The 18,348-nt window shown below is 47.9% G+C and carries 19 protein-coding genes and 1 pseudogene; 10 read left to right on the top strand and 10 right to left on the bottom strand.

Annotation, left to right across the window (positions count from 1 at the left end; genetic code table 11):
* Window positions 1–30: 30 nt before the first annotated feature.
* Window positions 31–1,479, bottom strand: coding sequence for an esterase/lipase family protein (locus LCM10_RS10880; RefSeq protein WP_224876284.1), 1,449 nt, complete (start codon window positions 1,477–1,479; stop codon window positions 31–33).
* A gap of 156 nt (window positions 1,480–1,635) precedes the next feature.
* Between LCM10_RS10880 and LCM10_RS10875 the strand changes: the two genes are divergently transcribed.
* A complete protein-coding gene (locus LCM10_RS10875; RefSeq protein ID WP_224876283.1) occupies window positions 1,636–1,776 on the top strand; it encodes a hypothetical protein in 141 nt (46 codons plus the stop codon).
* A gap of 108 nt (window positions 1,777–1,884) precedes the next feature.
* On the opposite strand, the gene LCM10_RS10870 is transcribed toward LCM10_RS10875, so the two are convergent.
* Window positions 1,885–2,040, bottom strand: a complete 156-nt coding sequence (locus LCM10_RS10870; RefSeq protein WP_224876282.1) for a hypothetical protein — start codon at window positions 2,038–2,040, stop codon at window positions 1,885–1,887.
* Between the two features lie 119 nt (window positions 2,041–2,159).
* Between LCM10_RS10870 and LCM10_RS10865 the strand changes: the two genes are divergently transcribed.
* Complete coding sequence (locus LCM10_RS10865; protein ID WP_224876281.1) at window positions 2,160–2,339, top strand: H-type small acid-soluble spore protein; 180 nt, start codon at window positions 2,160–2,162, stop codon at window positions 2,337–2,339.
* Window positions 2,340–2,399: 60 nt separating this feature from the next.
* Here the strand turns inward: LCM10_RS10865 and LCM10_RS10860 are convergent, their stop codons facing one another.
* The 3 genes and pseudogenes from LCM10_RS10860 to LCM10_RS20865 all read right to left on the bottom strand — a co-directional run bounded on the left by LCM10_RS10860 (window position 2,400) and on the right by LCM10_RS20865 (window position 5,526).
* Entirely contained in the window at window positions 2,400–3,770 is a 1,371-nt protein-coding gene (locus LCM10_RS10860) for an alkaline phosphatase (protein ID WP_224876280.1), read from the bottom strand.
* A gap of 119 nt (window positions 3,771–3,889) precedes the next feature.
* Complete coding sequence (locus LCM10_RS10855) at window positions 3,890–4,783, bottom strand: dimethylarginine dimethylaminohydrolase family protein (protein ID WP_224876279.1); 894 nt, start codon at window positions 4,781–4,783, stop codon at window positions 3,890–3,892.
* 210 nt (window positions 4,784–4,993) lie between these two features.
* Window positions 4,994–5,526, bottom strand: a pseudogene (locus LCM10_RS20865) (KGG domain-containing protein).
* 397 nt (window positions 5,527–5,923) lie between these two features.
* Between LCM10_RS20865 and LCM10_RS10840 the strand changes: the two are divergent.
* Window positions 5,924–6,541, top strand: a complete 618-nt coding sequence (locus LCM10_RS10840) for an acetate uptake transporter (RefSeq protein WP_224876278.1) — start codon at window positions 5,924–5,926, stop codon at window positions 6,539–6,541.
* A gap of 51 nt (window positions 6,542–6,592) precedes the next feature.
* Here the strand turns inward: LCM10_RS10840 and LCM10_RS10835 are convergent, their stop codons facing one another.
* Complete coding sequence (locus LCM10_RS10835; protein WP_224876277.1) at window positions 6,593–8,173, bottom strand: long-chain-fatty-acid--CoA ligase; 1,581 nt, start codon at window positions 8,171–8,173, stop codon at window positions 6,593–6,595.
* 796 nt (window positions 8,174–8,969) lie between these two features.
* The gene (locus tag LCM10_RS10830; protein ID WP_412103388.1) at window positions 8,970–10,589 is read right to left on the bottom strand and encodes a DEAD/DEAH box helicase; all 1,620 of its coding nucleotides are present in this window, start codon (window positions 10,587–10,589) and stop codon (window positions 8,970–8,972) included.
* 91 nt (window positions 10,590–10,680) lie between these two features.
* Between LCM10_RS10830 and LCM10_RS10825 the strand changes: the two genes are divergently transcribed.
* On the top strand, window positions 10,681–11,136 hold the full coding sequence (locus tag LCM10_RS10825) for a hypothetical protein (protein ID WP_224876275.1): 456 nt from the start codon (window positions 10,681–10,683) through the stop codon (window positions 11,134–11,136).
* Window positions 11,137–11,182: 46 nt separating this feature from the next.
* On the opposite strand, the gene LCM10_RS10820 is transcribed toward LCM10_RS10825, so the two are convergent.
* Both LCM10_RS10820 and LCM10_RS10815 read right to left on the bottom strand, forming a co-directional pair.
* Window positions 11,183–12,346 carry an iron-containing alcohol dehydrogenase gene (locus tag LCM10_RS10820; RefSeq protein ID WP_224876274.1) on the bottom strand — a complete coding sequence of 388 codons (1,164 nt, stop codon included), beginning with the start codon at window positions 12,344–12,346 and terminating at the stop codon, window positions 11,183–11,185.
* A gap of 101 nt (window positions 12,347–12,447) precedes the next feature.
* Complete coding sequence (locus LCM10_RS10815) at window positions 12,448–13,329, bottom strand: LysR family transcriptional regulator (RefSeq protein ID WP_224876273.1); 882 nt, start codon at window positions 13,327–13,329, stop codon at window positions 12,448–12,450.
* A gap of 109 nt (window positions 13,330–13,438) precedes the next feature.
* On the opposite strand from LCM10_RS10815, the gene LCM10_RS10810 reads away from it, so the two are divergent.
* The 6 genes from LCM10_RS10810 (at window position 13,439) to LCM10_RS10785 (ending at window position 17,378) form a co-directional block, all read left to right on the top strand.
* Window positions 13,439–14,722 carry an APC family permease gene (locus tag LCM10_RS10810; RefSeq protein ID WP_224876272.1) on the top strand — a complete coding sequence of 428 codons (1,284 nt, stop codon included), beginning with the start codon at window positions 13,439–13,441 and terminating at the stop codon, window positions 14,720–14,722.
* 13 nt (window positions 14,723–14,735) lie between these two features.
* Window positions 14,736–15,272 carry a flavodoxin family protein gene (locus LCM10_RS10805; protein ID WP_224876271.1) on the top strand — a complete coding sequence of 179 codons (537 nt, stop codon included), beginning with the start codon at window positions 14,736–14,738 and terminating at the stop codon, window positions 15,270–15,272.
* A gap of 94 nt (window positions 15,273–15,366) precedes the next feature.
* Window positions 15,367–15,654: a hypothetical protein gene (locus LCM10_RS10800; protein WP_224876270.1), complete on the top strand. Its 288-nt coding sequence runs from the start codon at window positions 15,367–15,369 to the stop codon at window positions 15,652–15,654.
* An 87-nt stretch (window positions 15,655–15,741) separates the two neighbouring features.
* The gene (locus LCM10_RS10795) at window positions 15,742–16,164 is read left to right on the top strand and encodes an organic hydroperoxide resistance protein (protein ID WP_224876269.1); all 423 of its coding nucleotides are present in this window, start codon (window positions 15,742–15,744) and stop codon (window positions 16,162–16,164) included.
* 94 nt (window positions 16,165–16,258) lie between these two features.
* Entirely contained in the window at window positions 16,259–16,666 is a 408-nt protein-coding gene (locus tag LCM10_RS10790) for a VOC family protein (RefSeq protein WP_224876268.1), read from the top strand.
* Window positions 16,667–16,808: 142 nt separating this feature from the next.
* A complete protein-coding gene (locus LCM10_RS10785; RefSeq protein ID WP_224876267.1) occupies window positions 16,809–17,378 on the top strand; it encodes a DUF6944 family repetitive protein in 570 nt (189 codons plus the stop codon).
* On the opposite strand, the gene LCM10_RS10780 is transcribed toward LCM10_RS10785, so the two are convergent.
* On the bottom strand, window positions 17,342–18,319 hold the full coding sequence (locus tag LCM10_RS10780; RefSeq protein ID WP_224876266.1) for an LLM class flavin-dependent oxidoreductase: 978 nt from the start codon (window positions 18,317–18,319) through the stop codon (window positions 17,342–17,344). The two genes, LCM10_RS10785 and LCM10_RS10780, sit on opposite strands and share 37 nt — an antisense overlap.
* Between the last annotated feature and the right edge of the window lie 29 nt (window positions 18,320–18,348).

Genomic DNA, 18,348 nt, shown 5'->3' with positions numbered 1-18,348 from the left:
TGCTTTAAAGCAATGAGGGACGTACCTTTTTCATTCGAGGATGGTGCCGTCGCTCTTGACGAATATGGTTTTGATGACAGTCCGCTCGTATTTATGGCCTTGTGCAGTCACTCCGTTGATGTCGATTGTGATATTGTGGATGCCTTCTTCGTACGCTGCAAGGTCTTCCTGATTAAGGCTATCAGGGTTTTTAATCGCTTGCGTCCGTTTCGGTTCCTTTTCGGGAATATGCATCACATGGACGTTCGTATGTACCTTCTTGGTATCGTCCATTTTTCCGATGGAATCATCCTTCCCCTTGAAGAGGTCTTCCAACCGCGGATTCACCCCGTCTTTAAACAGCAGATTCAATAAATACATGTCTGTTCGATCATTCCTTGCTTCAAGGAGCCATCTGCCGGCGGATGGATGAACGATCTTGAGCGAATGATGAAAGGCACCTGGAAAGAACCCTGTTTCATCCATCCCGATGGAAAAGCCCATATGCTTATTGCCACCCGGGTCTGTCAGGGTAAGGGCTGTATCATCGAGACTGTTGATCCAATCGATGGTGAGTTCATCCACACCATCTTCAACCCAAAACCATTCCTCTCCTTTACCCGTATACTCCCCTCCCCTATGCAGAACGGAGGTTCCGCTCTCTCCTGCTTCTAACGTAATGGATGCGAACGGCGGTTCCTCCACATCTTCCAATAGTAGTCCCTTGATGTAAGGGAAGATTTCCTCTCCCTGCTTGATCGTTTTATGAGTCCAATCCCGGGCAACCATTTTCTTGCCATAAGGGAGCCGGGAACTCTTCACGGTAACCGCTCCGTCATTCGGCCCAAACCGGCTCAAGTACAGACCGCCCCAGAACAATTCAGAACCCATGCCACCCCAGCCGGTCCCACCGAATGTGTAAAAAGGCGTATGAAGACTAGCATCAAGGTGATCCGTACGCTCCCTGAAGGCCTTCATATAAGCCGTCTGAAGGGAAAATATGGCATCACTCTTACTATTGATCTTCTCGGTCAGCCAGCTTGCCCATTTGCTATAAGCAAGGTCGGCAAGCTCCGCCCCGTGATGAGGGGTCGAAAGAGTGATCGCACGCCTGACATACGGTGAGGCTCCGTGATGGACCATGGCCGTCTGGGCGTCGATCCCACCCTTGCTGTGTGCGACGATCACCAATTTTTTCTTGAAGTAATCACTTATTTCTTTCATTTTTTCTGCCAAAAGCAATCCGTTCGCCCACATGTCACTACTTCCGGACAAATTGATGAACGCTGTTTGGAATCCATGGGAGCAGGCTAATTCACCGATATCATGACCAGCGATCCGCCATGTATCGGAATTGGTGTTGATTCCATGAATGAACAGGATCGGATCGCTCCCATCCAGGACTTCATCAGGACGTGGACCAGAATTCCAAGTACCAGGTTCCAAATCCCGCGTTCCTTTAGGCGCAAGATTCGAAGACGAGTTCCGGAAATTTTTCATTTCACCGACCTCCTTTTCTCTCTTGTTCGCTATTTCATGAAAAAAACCTTCTTATCAATGCGAAAACAGGACTCTATGCTTATTTTGCGAAGCACCATGCATAACCCCCTTCTTTTTTTCCAACACTAACATGAAAGGCTAAAGGAGGGATGACACGTGACAAAGAAGTTCAATGATGGAAGCAGCAATCAAAATTCACCGAAACGTGGTACAACTGAATTTGCTTCCGAAATTACGACCGGGGACAACAGTAAAGGGAATAAACATAACAAAGATCAAAAAAAGAAAACGAAATAATCGACGAGCTACCATTGCTGGTGGCTTTTATTTATTCAAGGGGTGCCGGGGATCGATCTAAAAAAAGAAAAAACCGATTTCGGAATCACATCCAAAATCGGTTTCCTCTCACTCTTTATCATCAGCACTGTTTAAAATCGGTGTTCCGCCGCCTTGAAGATAATACGGTGCTGAGTAATCCTTAGGGTGATCTTCTTTCCCGTAAAACGCTTCATTCATTTCGATATTTGCCTCTGAAGTGGATGTTTTCTCTTCTTTTTTCATATCAGCATCATCCTTTCCACCATAGCGTACCTGTTCCCGAGGCAAAATATACAGGCATGATTCAGAAGCAACGGGACACACTAACCAAAGGAATCAGAACCTAATGGGAGGAATTGAATATGGAACTTAATCGGGTAAAACAGATCTTGTCTTCTTCAGCGGACATCGAGGTCAAGTATAATGATGCTTCCGTCTGGATTGATGAAGTGATGGAAGATGGACAGACCGCGGTCGTTCATTTGCGGGGACCTTTGGAAGAGAGGTCACAGGTCAGCATTTCCGATTTACAAGAAGGATGAACGCTACGAAAAAAAAAAGCCATGCAGTACTATCACTGCATGGCTTTCGCATGGTCAGTCTTATTTGATTTTCCCTTTATTGTTAAGGATTTCAAAGATCAATTCTGCTTGGTTCGTATTATCGATCATGCCTGCAAACTTCTCTTTTTGAGGTCCGAATGCATAGACAGGTACGTCATCCCCTGTGTGACCGTCCGTTGTCCAGCCAGTACCGGAGCGAACATCGAAGATCTTCTCGATTGCATTATCGATTTCAGTTTTATCCTTCGTTTCTGCTGCTTCTTTAACAGAAGCAATTTCTTCGCTTGTTAGTTCTAGATCAATATACTGAGCTAGAGTGTCTTCGACAGAAGCACCGTTCGCAATTTCTTCAGCCATGAAATCAGGTGTGCGTTTAGCAGCATTGATTGGGTCTGGATTCCAATTATATTCTCCGTTTGATCCAATCGTGAACCCGCCTGTAGAGTGGTCAGCTGTAACGACTACCAAAGTTTCGCCATTTTCTTTCGCAAAGTCACGTACTTTTTCGAATGCCTTTTCGAAATCTCTCATTTCACTCATCGCTCCGACTACGTCATTATCATGACCAGCCCAGTCGATTTCACTACCTTCTACCATCAAGAAGAAACCTTCGTCATTCCCTTTCAGGCGATCTAGCGCTGAAGTTGTCATATCTGCAAGGCTAGGCTGCTCCTGATCACGGTCGATCATCTTGTCCATACCTTCTTCAGCGAAAAGTCCAAGGATTTGACCATTCTTATCAGCTTTCATTTCATCTGTTGATGTCACATAGCTGTATCCGTCTTTCTTGAACTCATCTGCAAGGTTGCGGTCTTCTCTTTCAAAGAATGAAGTACCTCCGCCAAGCATGACGTCGATTTTATGCTCGCCGTTGATCATTTCATCAAAGTAATCATTGGCAATTTCGTTTTCATTGTGTCGGTCTTCATCGTGCGCACCGAAAGAAGCTGGAGTGGCATGAGTGATTTCGGAAGTTGAAACGATCCCTGTTGACATGCCGTTTTCTTTCGCTTGCTCCAATACGGTTTTCACGTTCGACTTATCATTGTCGACTCCGATTGCGTTGTTATAAGTTTTAACACCGGCGCTCATTGCAGTCGCTGCCGCTGCCGAATCCGTTACATTTTCTTCTTCATCTTCGGGATAGGTGGATTGCAGACCCACAAGATATGGATCGAATGCCGTTTTTTCGAATTCCATTGTATCCGGATTGTCATTCATATAACGAAGAGCTGTCGTATAAGGTACACCCATACCGTCACCGATCATGAAGATGACATTCTTCGCTTTCCCGTTTTTAGAATCTTGTGCCTTTGCTTCTGTATCGTCTTGATTCAACCCGATAACACTGCCAACCGCTAAGGAAGATACAACTGCCAGTGGAAGAATTTTTTTCAATGATTTCTTCATTTTCCTACCTCCTAGAATTTGAATACAGTTACTAGAATAGTAGAAAGATGTAAACATCCTTTTTCATAGAGGCTACAAAAATGTAAAAGGTTTGTAAACTTGGACGAAAGGTACGTCCCTCATCGCTTTAAAGCAGTGAGGGACGTACCTTTGTCCTGCTCCCTTATGACCGGAAGCGTACAGCATCTGAATGAGCCGCCTGATTTGATGATTTCAGAGAAGTCGGTTTCGATGACCGTGAAGCCTTTTCCCCTGATTTTTTCGTTCAGTCCTCTGTTCCCAGTGAGACTGATGATCTTGTGGTCCCCAATCGCCAGTACGTTCGGACCCATCTGGAATTGCTCCCGGTCATCCACTTCGATGACATTGTACCGGGCTTTGATTTTTTGCAGGTCTTTCTTTGAAAAGGCAGGCGGATATACGATGGCTGCTTCTTCCGAAAGGATCGTGAACACACAGTCAAGGTGAAGGATGTCGCTTCTCAGGGGTAGTGCATGCACAGTATGATCCGGAAGCAGCTTCTTCAAATTCTGGATGGCCAGACGGTTGGTCCGTCCACTGATCCCGACCCATACATCCTTTCCATCAACAAGCACATCCCCTCCTTCAATCGAGTGACCTGCCAGGTGGATGTGAGGAAGCGCATTCGCCTCCAGCCATTCCATCAGTACCTTCACTTCGCCCTTCCTCAGCTCTGCGTTCATGGAAGAAACAAAGAATTCATTGCCGATGCAAAATCCGATATCCCTGGTGAATACCTGCTCGTTCAATTCTTCAAGGGGTTCGAGATGACTCACCCTGACCCCATGTTCCTCAAGGATCCGGACAAATTGATCGTGCTGCTTGATCGCTTTATCTATATCAATATTTTCTTTCAGATAATGTTTTTGTGTTTCGTTGATAACTTCGGTGATTCTCATATTCAGAGGTGAAACCACCAATACCTTTTTCAATCTTCCATATTCGTTAGGGCAAAATGCACTTTCCCTGACTGCTTGCTCTGACAGGTTCATAGGGCTTTACCTCCTATTATTTTCGTTTCGGAGTGAGTATTCCCTCTTTCGCTTTGAGTGAAACCATGGAATTCGTTGCGACCATTGAAGGTGATGAGAAATGAAGAGGGGAAGAGCCGTGCGAAAGGGTGGTGAGGGACACGTACCGATACCATTCCCGTCCACGTAAAAAAGGGACCCTTGTGCCGGATCCCTTTTCGTAGTTATGGATTAGTTGTTGTTTGAATTATTGGTGTTTGATTGATTGGAGCTGTTGCCGCCTTTTTCTCCGATTTCCTGATAGAACTCTTTACTATGATTGTTCGAAGTGGCTTCTCCACCTTTTTCCCCGATCTCTTGATAAAACTCTTTGTCGTGGTTGCGTGCTGTCGCGTTTCCGCCTTTTCGGCCAGCTTCTTCATAACTCATCTTTTCATTATTATTATTTGAACTGTTTGCCATGTTGTTTCCTCTCCTTTAAGTGTAATGGTTGAATCCAATGACTACTTTCGGAAATGACGTTTCCAATGACTGCTGATTTAGCTATTGCTTGACGATTGGTTTCCACCGCCGGAGCTTTTACCGCCCTTTTCGCCGATATCCTGGTAGAATTCCTTATCATGATTGCTGGCAGTCGCTTCCCCGCCCTTTTCCCCGATCTCTTGATAGAATTCCTTATCGTGGTTGCGGGAGGTAGCTTCCCCACCTTTGCGGCCAGCTTCCTCATAGCTCATCTTATTATTGTTGTTCTGATTGTCTGCCATGTTGTTTCCTCTCCTTTTGAGTGTAATTAGTGTAGTGACCAATGACTCTTACAGAAATGACGTTTCCAATGACTTTTTCTTTAAAAAACTAAGGTGAATCCTCATTTGCTGTTCGTATCAAGCAGCCCTATGGCTTATCTTTTCTCTTAAAACAGAATGCCATATTGTAAGAATCCTCCTTTGTTTTTTTATGTTACATAGGCTTGTTTACCATCTTTTTGAAAAGATAAACATCATGATGGGCTGTTTTTTTATAAAAATTTCCAAATCCTAATGAGAGCAGGCATCCCCACAGAAAAAATTTTTATGAAAGTTATGCTTACATCCTTTTTTGCTATTGTGCCCCATCGATTTTTTCTGTAAATTAGTCAAGTATGTTTTTTTAGGAGGAATCATCATGAATCAATCACAAACAACTCAACGAGTTCAAATATCAGCGGCGGACCCTTCTGCCATCGGGTTATTCGGGCTTGCAATGGTCACACTCGTGGCCTCATCATCCAAGCTTGGGTGGACGGACGGCGTATCATTTGTGCTGCCTTGGGCGATCTTCCTTGGTGGATTTGCACAGCTATTTGCTTCTATCCAAGATGCGAAACACAATAATACGTTCGGCATGACAGCCTTTGGAGCATTCGGACTGTTCTGGCTCGGTGTCGGGGCATCCTGGCTGATCCAGTTCGGTGTGTTCGGAGAAGATGCGGCTGCAGCCGTCGATCCCGAGCAATTAGGGATCGCCTTCATCGGTTACTTGATCTTCAGCCTGTTCATGACGATCGGAGCGATGGAAACACATAAGGTACTGTTCATCATTTTCGTATTGATCGACTTCTTGTTCATTGGCCTTTCATTGTCAACATTGGGGATCATGCCAGAAGCGATGCACACATTGGCGGCCGTTTCGGAGCTATTGATTTCACTCTTCAGCTTCTATGGATCGGCAGCGAGTGTGCTGAATGATCATTTCGGAAAAGTGACGCTTCCAGTCGGAAAGCCGTTCGGCATTTTTAAATAAGATCAACAAAAAGACGTGTGAGGAGGCTCACACGTCTTTTTATTGATTTTATTAGTGTACCATCCGGTCCCGGTCTTTCCAGAACTCCTTTCGGATGACGACTTTCTGGATCTTCCCTGAAGCCGTTTTCGGAAGTTCTTCCGCAAATGTGATTCCCTTCGGTGCTTTGAAATGGGCTAATTTTTCACGGCTGAACGAGATGAGTTCTTCTTCTGTCAGCGTGTAGCCTTCCCGGGTGACGACCACGGCATGCGGTACCTCTCCCCAACGTTCGTCAGGCACTGCAATCACCGCCGCTTCAAGTACACCGGGATGTTCATAAAGCGCACCCTCGACTTCAATGGAAGAAATATTCTCCCCGCCGCTGATGATGACATCCTTCATCCGGTCGACAATCTCGATATAACCGTCCCCATCGACGACCGCCATATCCCCCGTATGTAACCAACCATCGCGGATCGTTGCATTTGTCGCTTCGGGGTTCTTGAAATACCCCTCCATGACTGTGTTGGTCCTCGTCACGATTTCGCCGATTGCCTTGCCGTCATGAGGAACCTCGTTTCCTACCTCATCCACGACCTTGACCTTGGCACCGACCATACTGTATCCCGCCTTGGCCTTCAATCGGTACTTCTCTTCCTTCGTTTTTTCAAGCTCCGTCGACCGGATCACCGATGTCGTGATGAGCGGTGAGATCTCGGTCATCCCATACACCTGGATGAACTCCCACTTCAGATCCTCTTCTACTTTCCTCACAAAAGCCGGAGGAGGTGCGGACCCTGCAATCACGACTCTCACCGGCTGATCGATGACTGGTTTATCAGCTTCATATTGTTCAAGAATCATATTGAGGACGGTCGGCGCCATATGCATGATCGATACGCCGTGCTTCTTCACTTTTTCCAAAATGACCTTCGGATCCACTCTCCTCAGCATCACCTGTGTCGCACCGTTCGCCGTATAGTAGAAAGGCGATCCCCAGCCGTTCACGTGGAACATCGGCAGCACATGCAGCAGCGTGTCCTGATCTGACACCTTCAGATGGTGCATGCTTGAAAGCGCGTGAAGATAATTGGACCGATGCGTCAGGAGGACTCCCTTCGGATCCCCGGTTGTCCCGCTTGTGTAGAGTAGCGAAGCGATATCGGTTTCTTCAAGTGGGACCCTGTCGAAGGGATCGGGGCTGAATTGGCCCCTCCACTCGTCATAGCCGGGGTAAGCATCCTGTGATTCGCCGTGGATGATGACATGTTGGAGATTCGGCACTTTTGATAAAATCGGCTTCACGAGCGGGTACAACTCTTCATCCACAAACAAAGCCTTGCTCTCACTGTGTGTGAGGATGAACTCATAATCCGCTGGTTTGAGGCGAGTATTGAGCGGAGCCATCACGCCTCCGACACCGTACACCCCGTAGAATCCTTCCAGCATTTCCGTCGTATTTGGTGCGAGGTACGCGACTTTATCCCCTTTTTGGACGCCAAGCGCTCGCAATCCGCGGGAAAGCTGATTGACCCGCGCATTCAACTGTTTATATGTAAGTCTCTTTTCATCATCGATGATCGCGGTTTTATCTCCGTATTGCTCGACCGCCCGATCAAGAAAATCCGTTAACACTAAAGGTACATGCATGCTGTCATTCCATCCCCTTCCTAAAATAGTAAAGCGTTTACTTTATTTATAAGGGAATGAGCTGGAGATATCAAGTTAGTTGTTTTAATTTTCTGATAAATAATAGAGGGGACGGGTTTTGTTTAGATCCTGATTTTAGATGGAATAGCGATTGGGGGAGATAATTGAGGAGGTTATTGAGGAGTCGGGTTTCGTTTCGTTTAGATTTCTGGATTGGGGCGGTTTGGAGGGGGCGATTGGGAGGGCGATTAGTGTAAATGGGAGGATTGGGGGGTTATTAGGGGGGGCGTGTAGAGTGGAGTTGGGGGATTGGTGCTATTTTTAGGGGGTGTATAGAGAAAATTGGGTGGATTGGGGGTATTTATTGGGATTGTATTGACTGAAATTGGGGATTGGGGCTTTTTATTGGGATTGTATTGAGTGAAATTGGGGATTGGGACTATTTATTGGGATTGTATTCAGTGAAATTGGGGATTGGGACTATTTATTGGGATTGTATTCAGTGAAATTGGGGATCGGTGCGTTTTTAAGGAGGCATTTAGAGTACAATTGGGGATCGGAAGAGATGGAATTGGAATTTAAATGGGGAATCTTTCGGAATCGGAGCATAATCTTCGAATTTCAAATGATAATCTTTTAATTTTCACCTTGAATCTTCGAATTCAGCCCACTATTCTTTCGATTCTGCGAATAATTCCGTCACTTACCAAAATTAACCACAAAACGACCACTCACAACAAAAAAGCATGGTGGCACACTACTGTGCCACCATGCTTTTTCAATCTTAGCCACTACATCAAGACCGGCCTCTTCTTCCACCTGAACGCTGGCTTGAGCCGCCGCTGCGTCCACTGGATCTGTCGCCTGTCCCGCGGCCGCCGCCTCTGCCTGCAGATGACGATCCTCTTCCAGATGGATTCCTGCCGTCAGACCTTTCAGCTGAACGGTTGCTTGATCCGTGTCTGCCGTCAGAACTACCAGCAGATCGCCCGCTTGTTCCACTTCTACCATCAGGCCTACCAGCCGATCGTCCGCTTGTTCCACTTCTACCATCAGGCCTACCAGCCGATCGTCCGCTCGACCCGCGGCCGCTGCCCCTTCCGGCTGATGCACGGCCACCGTCACGTCCCGACGATCCACGTCCGGCTGATCCACGTCCACCCGATCCTCGTCCGCCTCTCCCGCTGCGTTCCCGGCTCTCCTGTATTTTCCGTTCCCTTCGATCTTTGGCACTTTCGTTGGTTCCTTTACCTCGGGACGGGGATGGGCTCGCTTCGGCAGCCGCCGCCACATCCACCTCGCGCCTAGGAAGCGAACGCTCGATTCCTTTTTCAATCATTTCAAGCGCTTGTTTATCCTTCAATGCCACGAACGTAATCGCCAATCCGTCTTTTCCGGCACGACCCGTGCGTCCGATGCGGTGGATATAGCTCTCCACGTCCTGCGGGATGTCGTAGTTGAAGACGTGGGTGACGCCTTCCACGTCCAAGCCACGGGCTGCCACATCGGTTGCGATCAACAAGTGGATCTTCGCTTCGCGGAACTTTTTCATGACGGCTTCCCTTTTTGCCTGCGACAGGTCGCCGTGAAGCTCATCGACAAGGAAGCCTCTGGCTTTCAAGTCCATCAACAGTTTGCTGACCCGCCTTTTCGTACGGCAGAAAATGATGCCGAGGAACGGCTGGACATCATGGATCGTCTGGCTTAGGGCGTCCAACTTACGGCGGTCGGTCGTTTCGACGACTTCCTGATGGATTTCCTCGACGATTTTCTCTTTTTCACGGATTTGCACGTTGTGCGGGTTGTTCATGTAACGTTTCCCGATTTTGCGGATGTCCTTTGACATCGTTGCCGAGAACAATGCGGTCTGCCTTGTGTAAGGCGTCTCGCGGATGATGGCCTCCACTTCATCGAAGAATCCGATGTGTAGCATTTGGTCCGCCTCATCCAAGACGAGGAAGGATACTTCTGAAAAGTCGACTGTGCCGCGGCGGACGTGATCAAGGATCCGTCCCGGCGTGCCGATGACGATGTGGATGCTGCGGTTCTTCAGACGGCTGATCTGCTTTTCGACATCCTGCCCGCCATAAACGGCCAGTACATTGATGTCTTCTTTTGAAGCAGACAGAAGCTGATTGAGTTCCGCGGTCACTTGGATCGCCAGTTCTCTTGTCGGAGTGACGATCAAGGATTGGATGCTTTCTTTCTCTTTATCAATTTTCGCAAGCATCGGCAGCAGGAAGGCCATTGTTTTTCCCGTACCGGTCTGTGCTTGTCCAATAACATCTTCGCCATTTAGTAAAACAGGTATCGTTTCTACCTGGATCGGTGTCGGTTCTGTAATCGATTGTTCTTTCAGTGCATCTGTATACATTGTTTGAATCCCTAAGGATGTGAAATCTTTCAATATGCTCACCTCTTCACATCATTATACCCCGAACCCTTCTTGAAAAATAGGGGACTGTGCTATAATGGGTAAATCGTAAAAGTAGAAATGAGGTATTTACTTGCTTACATTTGAAGAAAAACTCGCCATCATTGAAACATTCGATGAGCTCACAAAGAAAGAGGTGTCGCTCAATCGGGTGAATTTCCACTTTGAGGACAGCCTTTATGAAAAGACCGTTGTGGTCCATCATCTGCACCCAAACGGGAACGGATTCGTCTATACAGGGAATCTTCCCCAGTATGATTCCAATCAAAAAGGGCTCGTCAATATCATGGATTTCAATGAAGAAGAACTTCGTGCCATCATCTCGGCGTCCATTTCTTACCTGTCAGAGGAAGAAGAAGTGGAACCTGGTGTCGAGCAGACATGGAAGGATGCAGAAGGGCATACGCTTCTGCTCGTGGAAGAGGATGACCGCTGGAACATCTATGCCGGGGATAATCTGGAGGACAGCTTCGGCGGATATGATGAGGCCGCACTTTATCTAAGGGAAGAAGGCTTCCGCCAGCGTTAAATGAAAAAGGACAGATCCGCACTGGGATCTGTCCTTTTTTCATGTCTTATAATGAGCGCTTCAGGATATCGCGCACGCTATCGTAATCCATTTCCTTATACGTACCGACGCCAGGTTTGATGAATGTCTTTTCGACGATCGCATCAAAGTCACGGTCGTCAATCTCATAGTCGGCCAATGTGCTCGGTGCCCCGAGGGAATTCCAGAAGTCGCGAAGGGCTTTCGCTCCTTCCCTCGCTACCTCGATATCCTCTTTCCCTTCAGGGGAGATGCCGAATACGTTGACGGCGAGCTGCTTGACGCGTGACGGATCTTCTTCGAGGACGTGCTCGAGCCAATTCGGGAACAGGATGGCAAGTCCGCCGCCATGCGGGATGTCATATACTGCAGAAATCGCATGCTCGATGCGGTGGGTCGCCCAGTCCCCTCCGTCCGTTCCGTTCGCAAGCGAGCCGTTGAACGCAGTCGTACTGATATACATCATCGTTTCCCTATGCTTGAACGATTGCAGGTCTTCGAGAAGCTTCGGACCTGTGGCGATCGCCGTACGCAACAATGATTCGATGAAGCCATCGATCATCGGCGTATTTTCCGTGCGGTGGAAATAATGCTCTAATGCATGGGACATGCTGTCGACAATGCCGTACACCGTCTGATCGCGTGGAACGGAGAATGTGTATGAAGGATCCAAGATCGAGAATGTCGGGAACACATGCGGTGAGCTCCACCCTAACTTATCATTCGTTTCCCAGTTGGTGATGACCGATACATTGTTCATCTCAGAACCTGTAGCTGCCAATGTCAGCACGGTCCCGAACGGGCGGGCTGCTTCAATCGGGGCTTTCATTGTAATCAGCTCCCATACGTCACCTTCGTATTCAGCACCTGCCGAGATCGCTTTTGTGCAGTCGATCACACTTCCTCCGCCAACCGCTAAAATGAAGTCGATCCCTTCCTTTTTACAAATGTCCACACCTTTGCGGACCGTTGATAAACGAGGGTTCGGTTCGACCCCAGTCAATTCGAAAACAGTCGCTCCCAATTTTTCAAGCTCTCCCATGACATCATCATAGACGCCATTCTTCTTGATACTGCCTCCGCCGTAAACGAGGAGCACCTTCAGTCCTTTATCCAGGATGGCTGATAACTGCTTCACTTCCCCTTTTCCGAAGTAAAGCTTTGTAGGATTATATTGTAAAAATGTATTCAAATTAAACACCTCTTTGGATTGGTTTCGGGAACTAGTGTAACATAGCTTCTACACTCGCAGATATTGATACTTTTTCATACTGTCCATCAAAATATTTGATATTAGTTGTTCTCCGTCAAGGACGAGATCAGTTGATTCAATGGAGGCGTCAGCCATTTTTTCTTTTGATACACAATCTGAGTGTAGATGCTGATCCCTTCATGGTCGAACGGGATCTGGATCACCTTGCCGCTTTCAATTTCCTTTTTCACGGCGATCTCCGGTAAGATGGCGATCCCCAAATCATCTGCGACACACTGCTTGATGGCTTCCAGGCTACTGAAGGAAATGACCGACCTCGCCTGGACATTGCCTTCGAGCAGGAGCTGCTCCAGTAATACCCGATACGGACATCCTTCTTCAGTCAGGATCAATGTCTCCTCCTCGAGCTCCTTCAAGTCCATCTCCTTGAGGTGTTGGAGCCGGTGATTCCTTGATGCGATCATCACCAGGGTTTCTTCCCGGATCGGGATGGCCGTCAATTCGGGATGATCAACATACCGGTCGAGCAGGATGGAAAGATCGAATGTCCCGTCCAGCGTCCCCTCTTTCAGATTCGGGCAAAGCCCCGATTCCAGCAGGATCTTGAGCTCCGGATGCCGTATCTTCAGTTCCTTTATGTACGGAGTGATGAAATAGGCAGCCAGTGATTCCACGGTGCCGATGCGCAATGTCCCTCGTAGATTATGCTCATTCGAGATCCGCTCCTCCGCCTCATCCATGAGTGCCAGGATGCGGTCCACATAGTAATAAAGCTCTTCTCCCGATTGCGTGAGGCGCATTTTCCGCCCAACGCGTTCGAACAATCTCACACGGAAGTGATCCTCCAGTTTCTTGATCTGGGTCGTCACGCTGGACTGGGCATACCCGAGCTCTTCCCCGGTCTTTGTATAACTTCCCCATTTAGCCACTTCTTTAAATGTATAAAAATAATTCAAATCCATCTTCTATCACCCATCAGTTTTTACAATAGTTTATATCGATAATTATAGATAACTACGATGATACTATCAATGATATACTCTCCCATGAACATTACTACAGGAGGTTATCATGAGCGAACTTCAGAAATCATTGAGTTTACCGCAGATCATTGCTTTATATATAGGGGCCGTCCTTGGGTCGGGGGTTTTATTTTTACCAGGAGTAGCGGCAAGTATGAGTGGACCGTTATCGATTGCTGCATGGATTGTCATATCAGTAGCAGCCGTTCCCCTTGCCCTGACGATGGGACTATTATCCGCGTTCCACCCAAGTTCAGGGGGCGTTTCCCACTTCGTCTCGCTTGCATTCGGGAAGAAGTTCGGGACCGTGATCGGATGGATGTTCCTGCTATCCGTCCCGACAGGTGTACCCATCATCGCGCTGACGGGGAGTTCTTATGTCGGACAATTATTTCAATGGAATCACCAACAGGTAGTACTCGGTGCCGCCGTCATTTTGGCCGTTGTCCTGTTGATCAACTTCTTCGGGGTCAAAACGATGGGCATCATCCAGACGCTTGTGATCTCATTGATCTTATTCGTGCTTTTATTCTCGATTTTTTCAAGCATCCCACATGTGGAGGCTGTGAATTTCACCCCTTTCTCTCCTAACGGGATGTGGTCGGTGGTACCGACGATCGGGATCCTTTTCTGGTGTTTCATCGGATGGGAAAGTGTCACCCATATGTCTGGTGAATTCAATGATCCTGGCAAGGATGCGCTTAAAGGCGTTTTATGGAGTGCAGGCATCGTCTCCTTCATCTATATCCTTCTCGGTATCATGGTCGTCGGTACGGGAAGCTACCAAAACGGCATGGCTGAAACGGCATTGAGCGGCATGGTCCAGCTTTCGTTCGGTAAAACCGGTGGCATCTTGGTCAGCATCACGGCGCTGTTCATCTCCATCGCAAGCTCCAACGCCTATGTCAGTGCCGGCTCAAGGATTGCGTACACGCTATCCCAGCAAAAGGCAGCACCGAAATGGTTCGGTACGTTGCATGCTTCCTACCGTACGCCAGTCGGGGGTCTCAGGTTCATCGCGCTAATTTTCGCAATCCTATTGACAGGTGTCTATTTTCAAGTAATATCATTAGAAACATTGCTTCCATTTCCGAATGCCACCTATTTTGCAACCTATATCGGGGGTGCCGCGGCCGGAGTGAAGTTATTGAAGCACCATCAGGTCGGAAAGGTTTCGTCCATTGCCTCCCTCATCCTGACACTTGGGTTCTTCCCGTTTCTCGGATGGGTGGCATTGTACCCGGTCATGGTCATCATCATCGTCTATTTGTGGAAGTCTAACAGGGAAAAAGCAGACATTCACGTAAACAAACATGCTGATTTAAAGTCATAAAGGAGTGTTACGAATGAAAGTATTAGCTTTATTAGGCAGCACGAGAAAAAACGGCAACTCTGAATACCTTGCAAAAAAAATCCTGGAAGGCACGGATCACACGCTAGTCCATCTTGCCGACAAGCACATCGAACCGATCGTCGACCTTCGTCATGACGAGGGAGGATTTTCACGTGTCGATGATGATTACGAAGAGCTTGTAGAGCTGATCGAAGAACATGATGTCCTGCTATTTGCCACCCCTCTTTACTGGTACGGCATGAGCGGCCCGATGAAGAATTTCTTCGATCGCTGGAGTCAGTATCTTCGCGATGAACGATTCAACTTGAAGGAAGAACTCACCAAGAAGAAGGCATACGTGGTCATCAGCGGCGGCTCGAGTGCCAACATCAAAGGCCTTCCCCTTGTACAGCAGTTCAATTACATCTTCGAATTCGTCAATATGGAATTCGCTGATTATATGATCGGAGCCGGTGTGAAGCCGGGCGAGGTTCGAAGCGACCTTGCCGCACTGGAAAAAGCCGAGCACTGGAACGCATTGTTCCGATGATCAAAAAAGGATGATCCTAAAGGGGTCATCCTTTTTTGTTTATTGAGATGAGATTGGGAAACATTATACATAACACACTCATCGGAGGCGCATCATGAATTTACCAACGATCCATACGAATATCTGGGATGCCATCATCGCGATTCCCATCATCATTTTGCTGACACAAGTGATCAAGCTCGCCTTTAAGCCCCCTTCCTTCCTTGTGCCGAATATCGCCGTCATACTCGGACTGCTCATTTCCATCTTCATCAGTCATAAAGGTCATTTCGTTGTGGGGACCTTCATGGGATTCTTCTACGGGTACGCCGCCATCGGGAATTATTCCTCGTTGAAAACGACGGTCCTCGCTTATCGTAAGCAGCGGGAAGTCATCGAATGAAAACACGGCACATCGGGATGTTTAATTTCCCCTCAATATGTAAAAAGTAAAAGTGTTTCAATTATTGTTTGAAGAGGAGTGGATGAAATGGACGCATTATATACAGCAAAAGCGACGGCAAAAGGCGGTCGCGCAGGAAAAGTGACGAGCAGTGACGGTGTATTGGACCTGAACCTTGCAATGCCGAAATCACTCGGAGGAAACGGTGCAGAGGGTGCAACGAACCCTGAACAATTATTTGCAGCCGGTTACTCTGCGTGCTTCGATAGTGCCTTGAACCTCGTGGCTGGCCAGGCGAAGAAAAAAATCGAATCCGAGGTCACGGCGGAGGTCTCCATCGGTAAAGATACCGACGGCGGATTCAAACTCGCGGTCGTGCTATCTGTAGCCGTCGGCGGTGTCGAACTGGATGAGGCGAAGCAGCTCGTCGAGAAAGCACATACTGTATGCCCTTATTCGAAAGCGACCGATGGCAATATTGAAGTGCAGCTTGAAACGACAACTCTTTAACCCAAACAGGATGGGCATTCAATTGCCTATCCTGTTTTCTTTTTGGTTATAATGAAAGCGTGAAACATAGTAAATGACTGGAGTGGATGCTCAAATGAAACAAGCGACGCCATATTTGTTTTTTGATGGAAAAGCGGGGGAAGCATTAGCCTATTACAAGGAGATATTCCAAGGGGAAGTGATGGACGTTCAAACCTTCGGTGAAGCAGACTTTCCGACGCCACCCGAATATGATGAACGGATCATGCATGCACGCTTTAAAAAAGGGGACCTGTTCCTGATGGTATCCGATTCATTCGGAGATCAAACGGTCACTGTCGGCAATCATATCGCACTGGTCCTGGAATTTGAAAGTGAAGAAGAAATTAACAATCATTATGAGCGTCTTTCAAAAGAAGGGTCCGTTCACATGGAGCTTCAGGATACATTTTGGGGAGCTGTTTATGCAAAGGTCGAGGACCCTTTCGGTGTGATTTGGGATTTGAATTATACGAAAGGTTGATGAAGGAGGGCTGGGTTTCCAGTCTTTTTTTTATGCTGCACATCTGAATTGCAACTAGTCCCATCCCGCTTTCTCGGGTTAACCATTTCGTGGCCATCTGTATAAACTAATGTATTGTAGCACTTAAAAGCAGGCGATAACTATGGGAAACGAATTGAAGGCACTCCTTGGTTCCTGGATCACGGCGACCGGGACGGTGGTATCCGCCATCTCCAACACTCCAACGGAAGCGGTGCAGGATGGAATCAGAGTGGACCTCGACATCATCGGCAACGAATTACAGGCATCGGGCAATGCACTGGAGGCAGACTCGGTCACTGAATGGAATTTAGAGAAAACCGGGCTCATCATCCAATCCTCTGGGAATCTGACGATTGTGGCAGGCTTGTTGTTTGATATGAATAAAACGAACGAACTGATTGCGGTCTTCAAAGGCAATCTTCTTCAGGCACTCGGGGGAAGTGCTGCCCTTTCCGAAGCGCTTGACGGGGAAAGGACGTTGAATCAATTATTGGACATTAATGGGCAGCTGCTGCAAGTGATCGGAAACTCCTTGCAGGCGATTGCGGCCATCCTTGAGTTGAACGGGGAAGACAATGATAGCCTGAACCTCGCGGGAAGCTGGATCCAGGCCACCGGTGCTGTACTGGCGGCAATCTCCCTGACGAGATCCATCTATCCCCCGAACACAGCTTCCGCCAGCAATTCATAAGACCTGACCTTCTCTTCAAAGTCAGCAATATTCGTAATCACCCTGAATTCATCCGTACCATAGATTTCACTGAGCAATCCAAGCTCTTCCTTCACTTTTTCAGGCGTTCCGATAATCGCCCGTTTGCGATTCTCCCTTACTTTTTCCATTTCCCTTGCCGAAAGTTTGCGGCTTTCCGCTTCTTCCTTTGTCGGGATCCGCGTGTCGATCCCCCGTTCCACTTCGAGCAACCAGATGTCCTGACTTTTTGCAATCCTCTCCGCTTCCTCCTGTGTCGGTGCACAAACGACAAAGACGCACACATTGCTGACAGGCTCCTTTAGGGTGGCTGATGGGATGAATCCAAGATGGTATTCATCAAGTGCCCTCTTCCCATTGACCGGATTAATGAAGTGCCCGTATGTAAAAGCCGTGCCGTTCTCGGCAGCGACCTTGGCTCCGCGATGTGTGATCCCGAGGATCCAAGTCTCCGGAGGCGTACCGACTTTCGGATAAGCCGTCACATCTGTATTTCCTGACAGGAAGCCCTGCAGTCTCTCCACCTGGCGAGGAAATTCATTCATACTTTTCTTCAACCCATCGGTCAACGCCAAACGCGTTGCATAAGATCCCCCCGGTGACCGGCCGATCCCAAGATCGATCCTTCCCGGGAATAATGTTTGCAGTACGTTGAAATCCTCGGCAATCTTGTACGGACTGTATTGTGGGAGAAGCACCCCACCCGAACCGATCCGGATCCTTTTCGTCATGGATGCAAGATGTGAAATCAGCACTTGCGGCGCTGAACCTGCCATCCCGTTCGTATTATGATGTTCTGCCACCCAAAACCGGCTGTAGCCAAGCTCTTCCGTTATTTGCGCGAGTCTCACTGTTTCATCGAATGCCGCTTTCGCATCCTGTCCTTTCGTGATGACTGATTGATCAAGTACACTCAGTTTCATCCTGTCCCCTCCAATCTCCTTCTCTCCAT

The sequence above is a fragment of the Rossellomorea aquimaris genome (assembly GCF_020171925.1).
GTDB classification, from domain to species: Bacteria; Bacillota; Bacilli; order Bacillales; family Bacillaceae_B; genus Rossellomorea; species Rossellomorea aquimaris_F.
Note: the sequence above shows the minus strand (reverse complement) of the source record. Positions and strands in the feature narration are given on the sequence as shown.

Bases quoted from the DNA above. Each gene is read 5' to 3' on its own strand.
- LCM10_RS10790 (WP_224876268.1), top strand. From the start codon at position 16,259: ATGAAACAAGCGACGCCATATTTGTTTTTTGATGGAAAAGCGGGGGAA.
- LCM10_RS10785 (WP_224876267.1), top strand. From the start codon at position 16,809: ATGGGAAACGAATTGAAGGCACTCCTTGGTTCCTGGATCACGGCGACC.
- LCM10_RS10795 (WP_224876269.1), top strand. From the start codon at position 15,742: ATGGACGCATTATATACAGCAAAAGCGACGGCAAAAGGCGGTCGCGCA.
- LCM10_RS10865 (WP_224876281.1), top strand. From the start codon at position 2,160: ATGGAACTTAATCGGGTAAAACAGATCTTGTCTTCTTCAGCGGACATC.
- LCM10_RS10780 (WP_224876266.1), bottom strand. From the start codon at position 18,319: ATGAAACTGAGTGTACTTGATCAATCAGTCATCACGAAAGGACAGGAT.
- LCM10_RS10840 (WP_224876278.1), top strand. From the start codon at position 5,924: ATGAATCAATCACAAACAACTCAACGAGTTCAAATATCAGCGGCGGAC.
- LCM10_RS10815 (WP_224876273.1), bottom strand. From the start codon at position 13,329: ATGGATTTGAATTATTTTTATACATTTAAAGAAGTGGCTAAATGGGGA.
- LCM10_RS10810 (WP_224876272.1), top strand. From the start codon at position 13,439: ATGAGCGAACTTCAGAAATCATTGAGTTTACCGCAGATCATTGCTTTA.
- LCM10_RS10870 (WP_224876282.1), bottom strand. From the start codon at position 2,040: ATGAAAAAAGAAGAGAAAACATCCACTTCAGAGGCAAATATCGAAATG.
- LCM10_RS10880 (WP_224876284.1), bottom strand. From the start codon at position 1,479: ATGAAAAATTTCCGGAACTCGTCTTCGAATCTTGCGCCTAAAGGAACG.
- LCM10_RS10800 (WP_224876270.1), top strand. From the start codon at position 15,367: ATGAATTTACCAACGATCCATACGAATATCTGGGATGCCATCATCGCG.
- LCM10_RS10860 (WP_224876280.1), bottom strand. From the start codon at position 3,770: ATGAAGAAATCATTGAAAAAAATTCTTCCACTGGCAGTTGTATCTTCC.
- LCM10_RS10805 (WP_224876271.1), top strand. From the start codon at position 14,736: ATGAAAGTATTAGCTTTATTAGGCAGCACGAGAAAAAACGGCAACTCT.
- LCM10_RS10835 (WP_224876277.1), bottom strand. From the start codon at position 8,173: ATGCATGTACCTTTAGTGTTAACGGATTTTCTTGATCGGGCGGTCGAG.
- LCM10_RS10855 (WP_224876279.1), bottom strand. From the start codon at position 4,783: ATGAACCTGTCAGAGCAAGCAGTCAGGGAAAGTGCATTTTGCCCTAAC.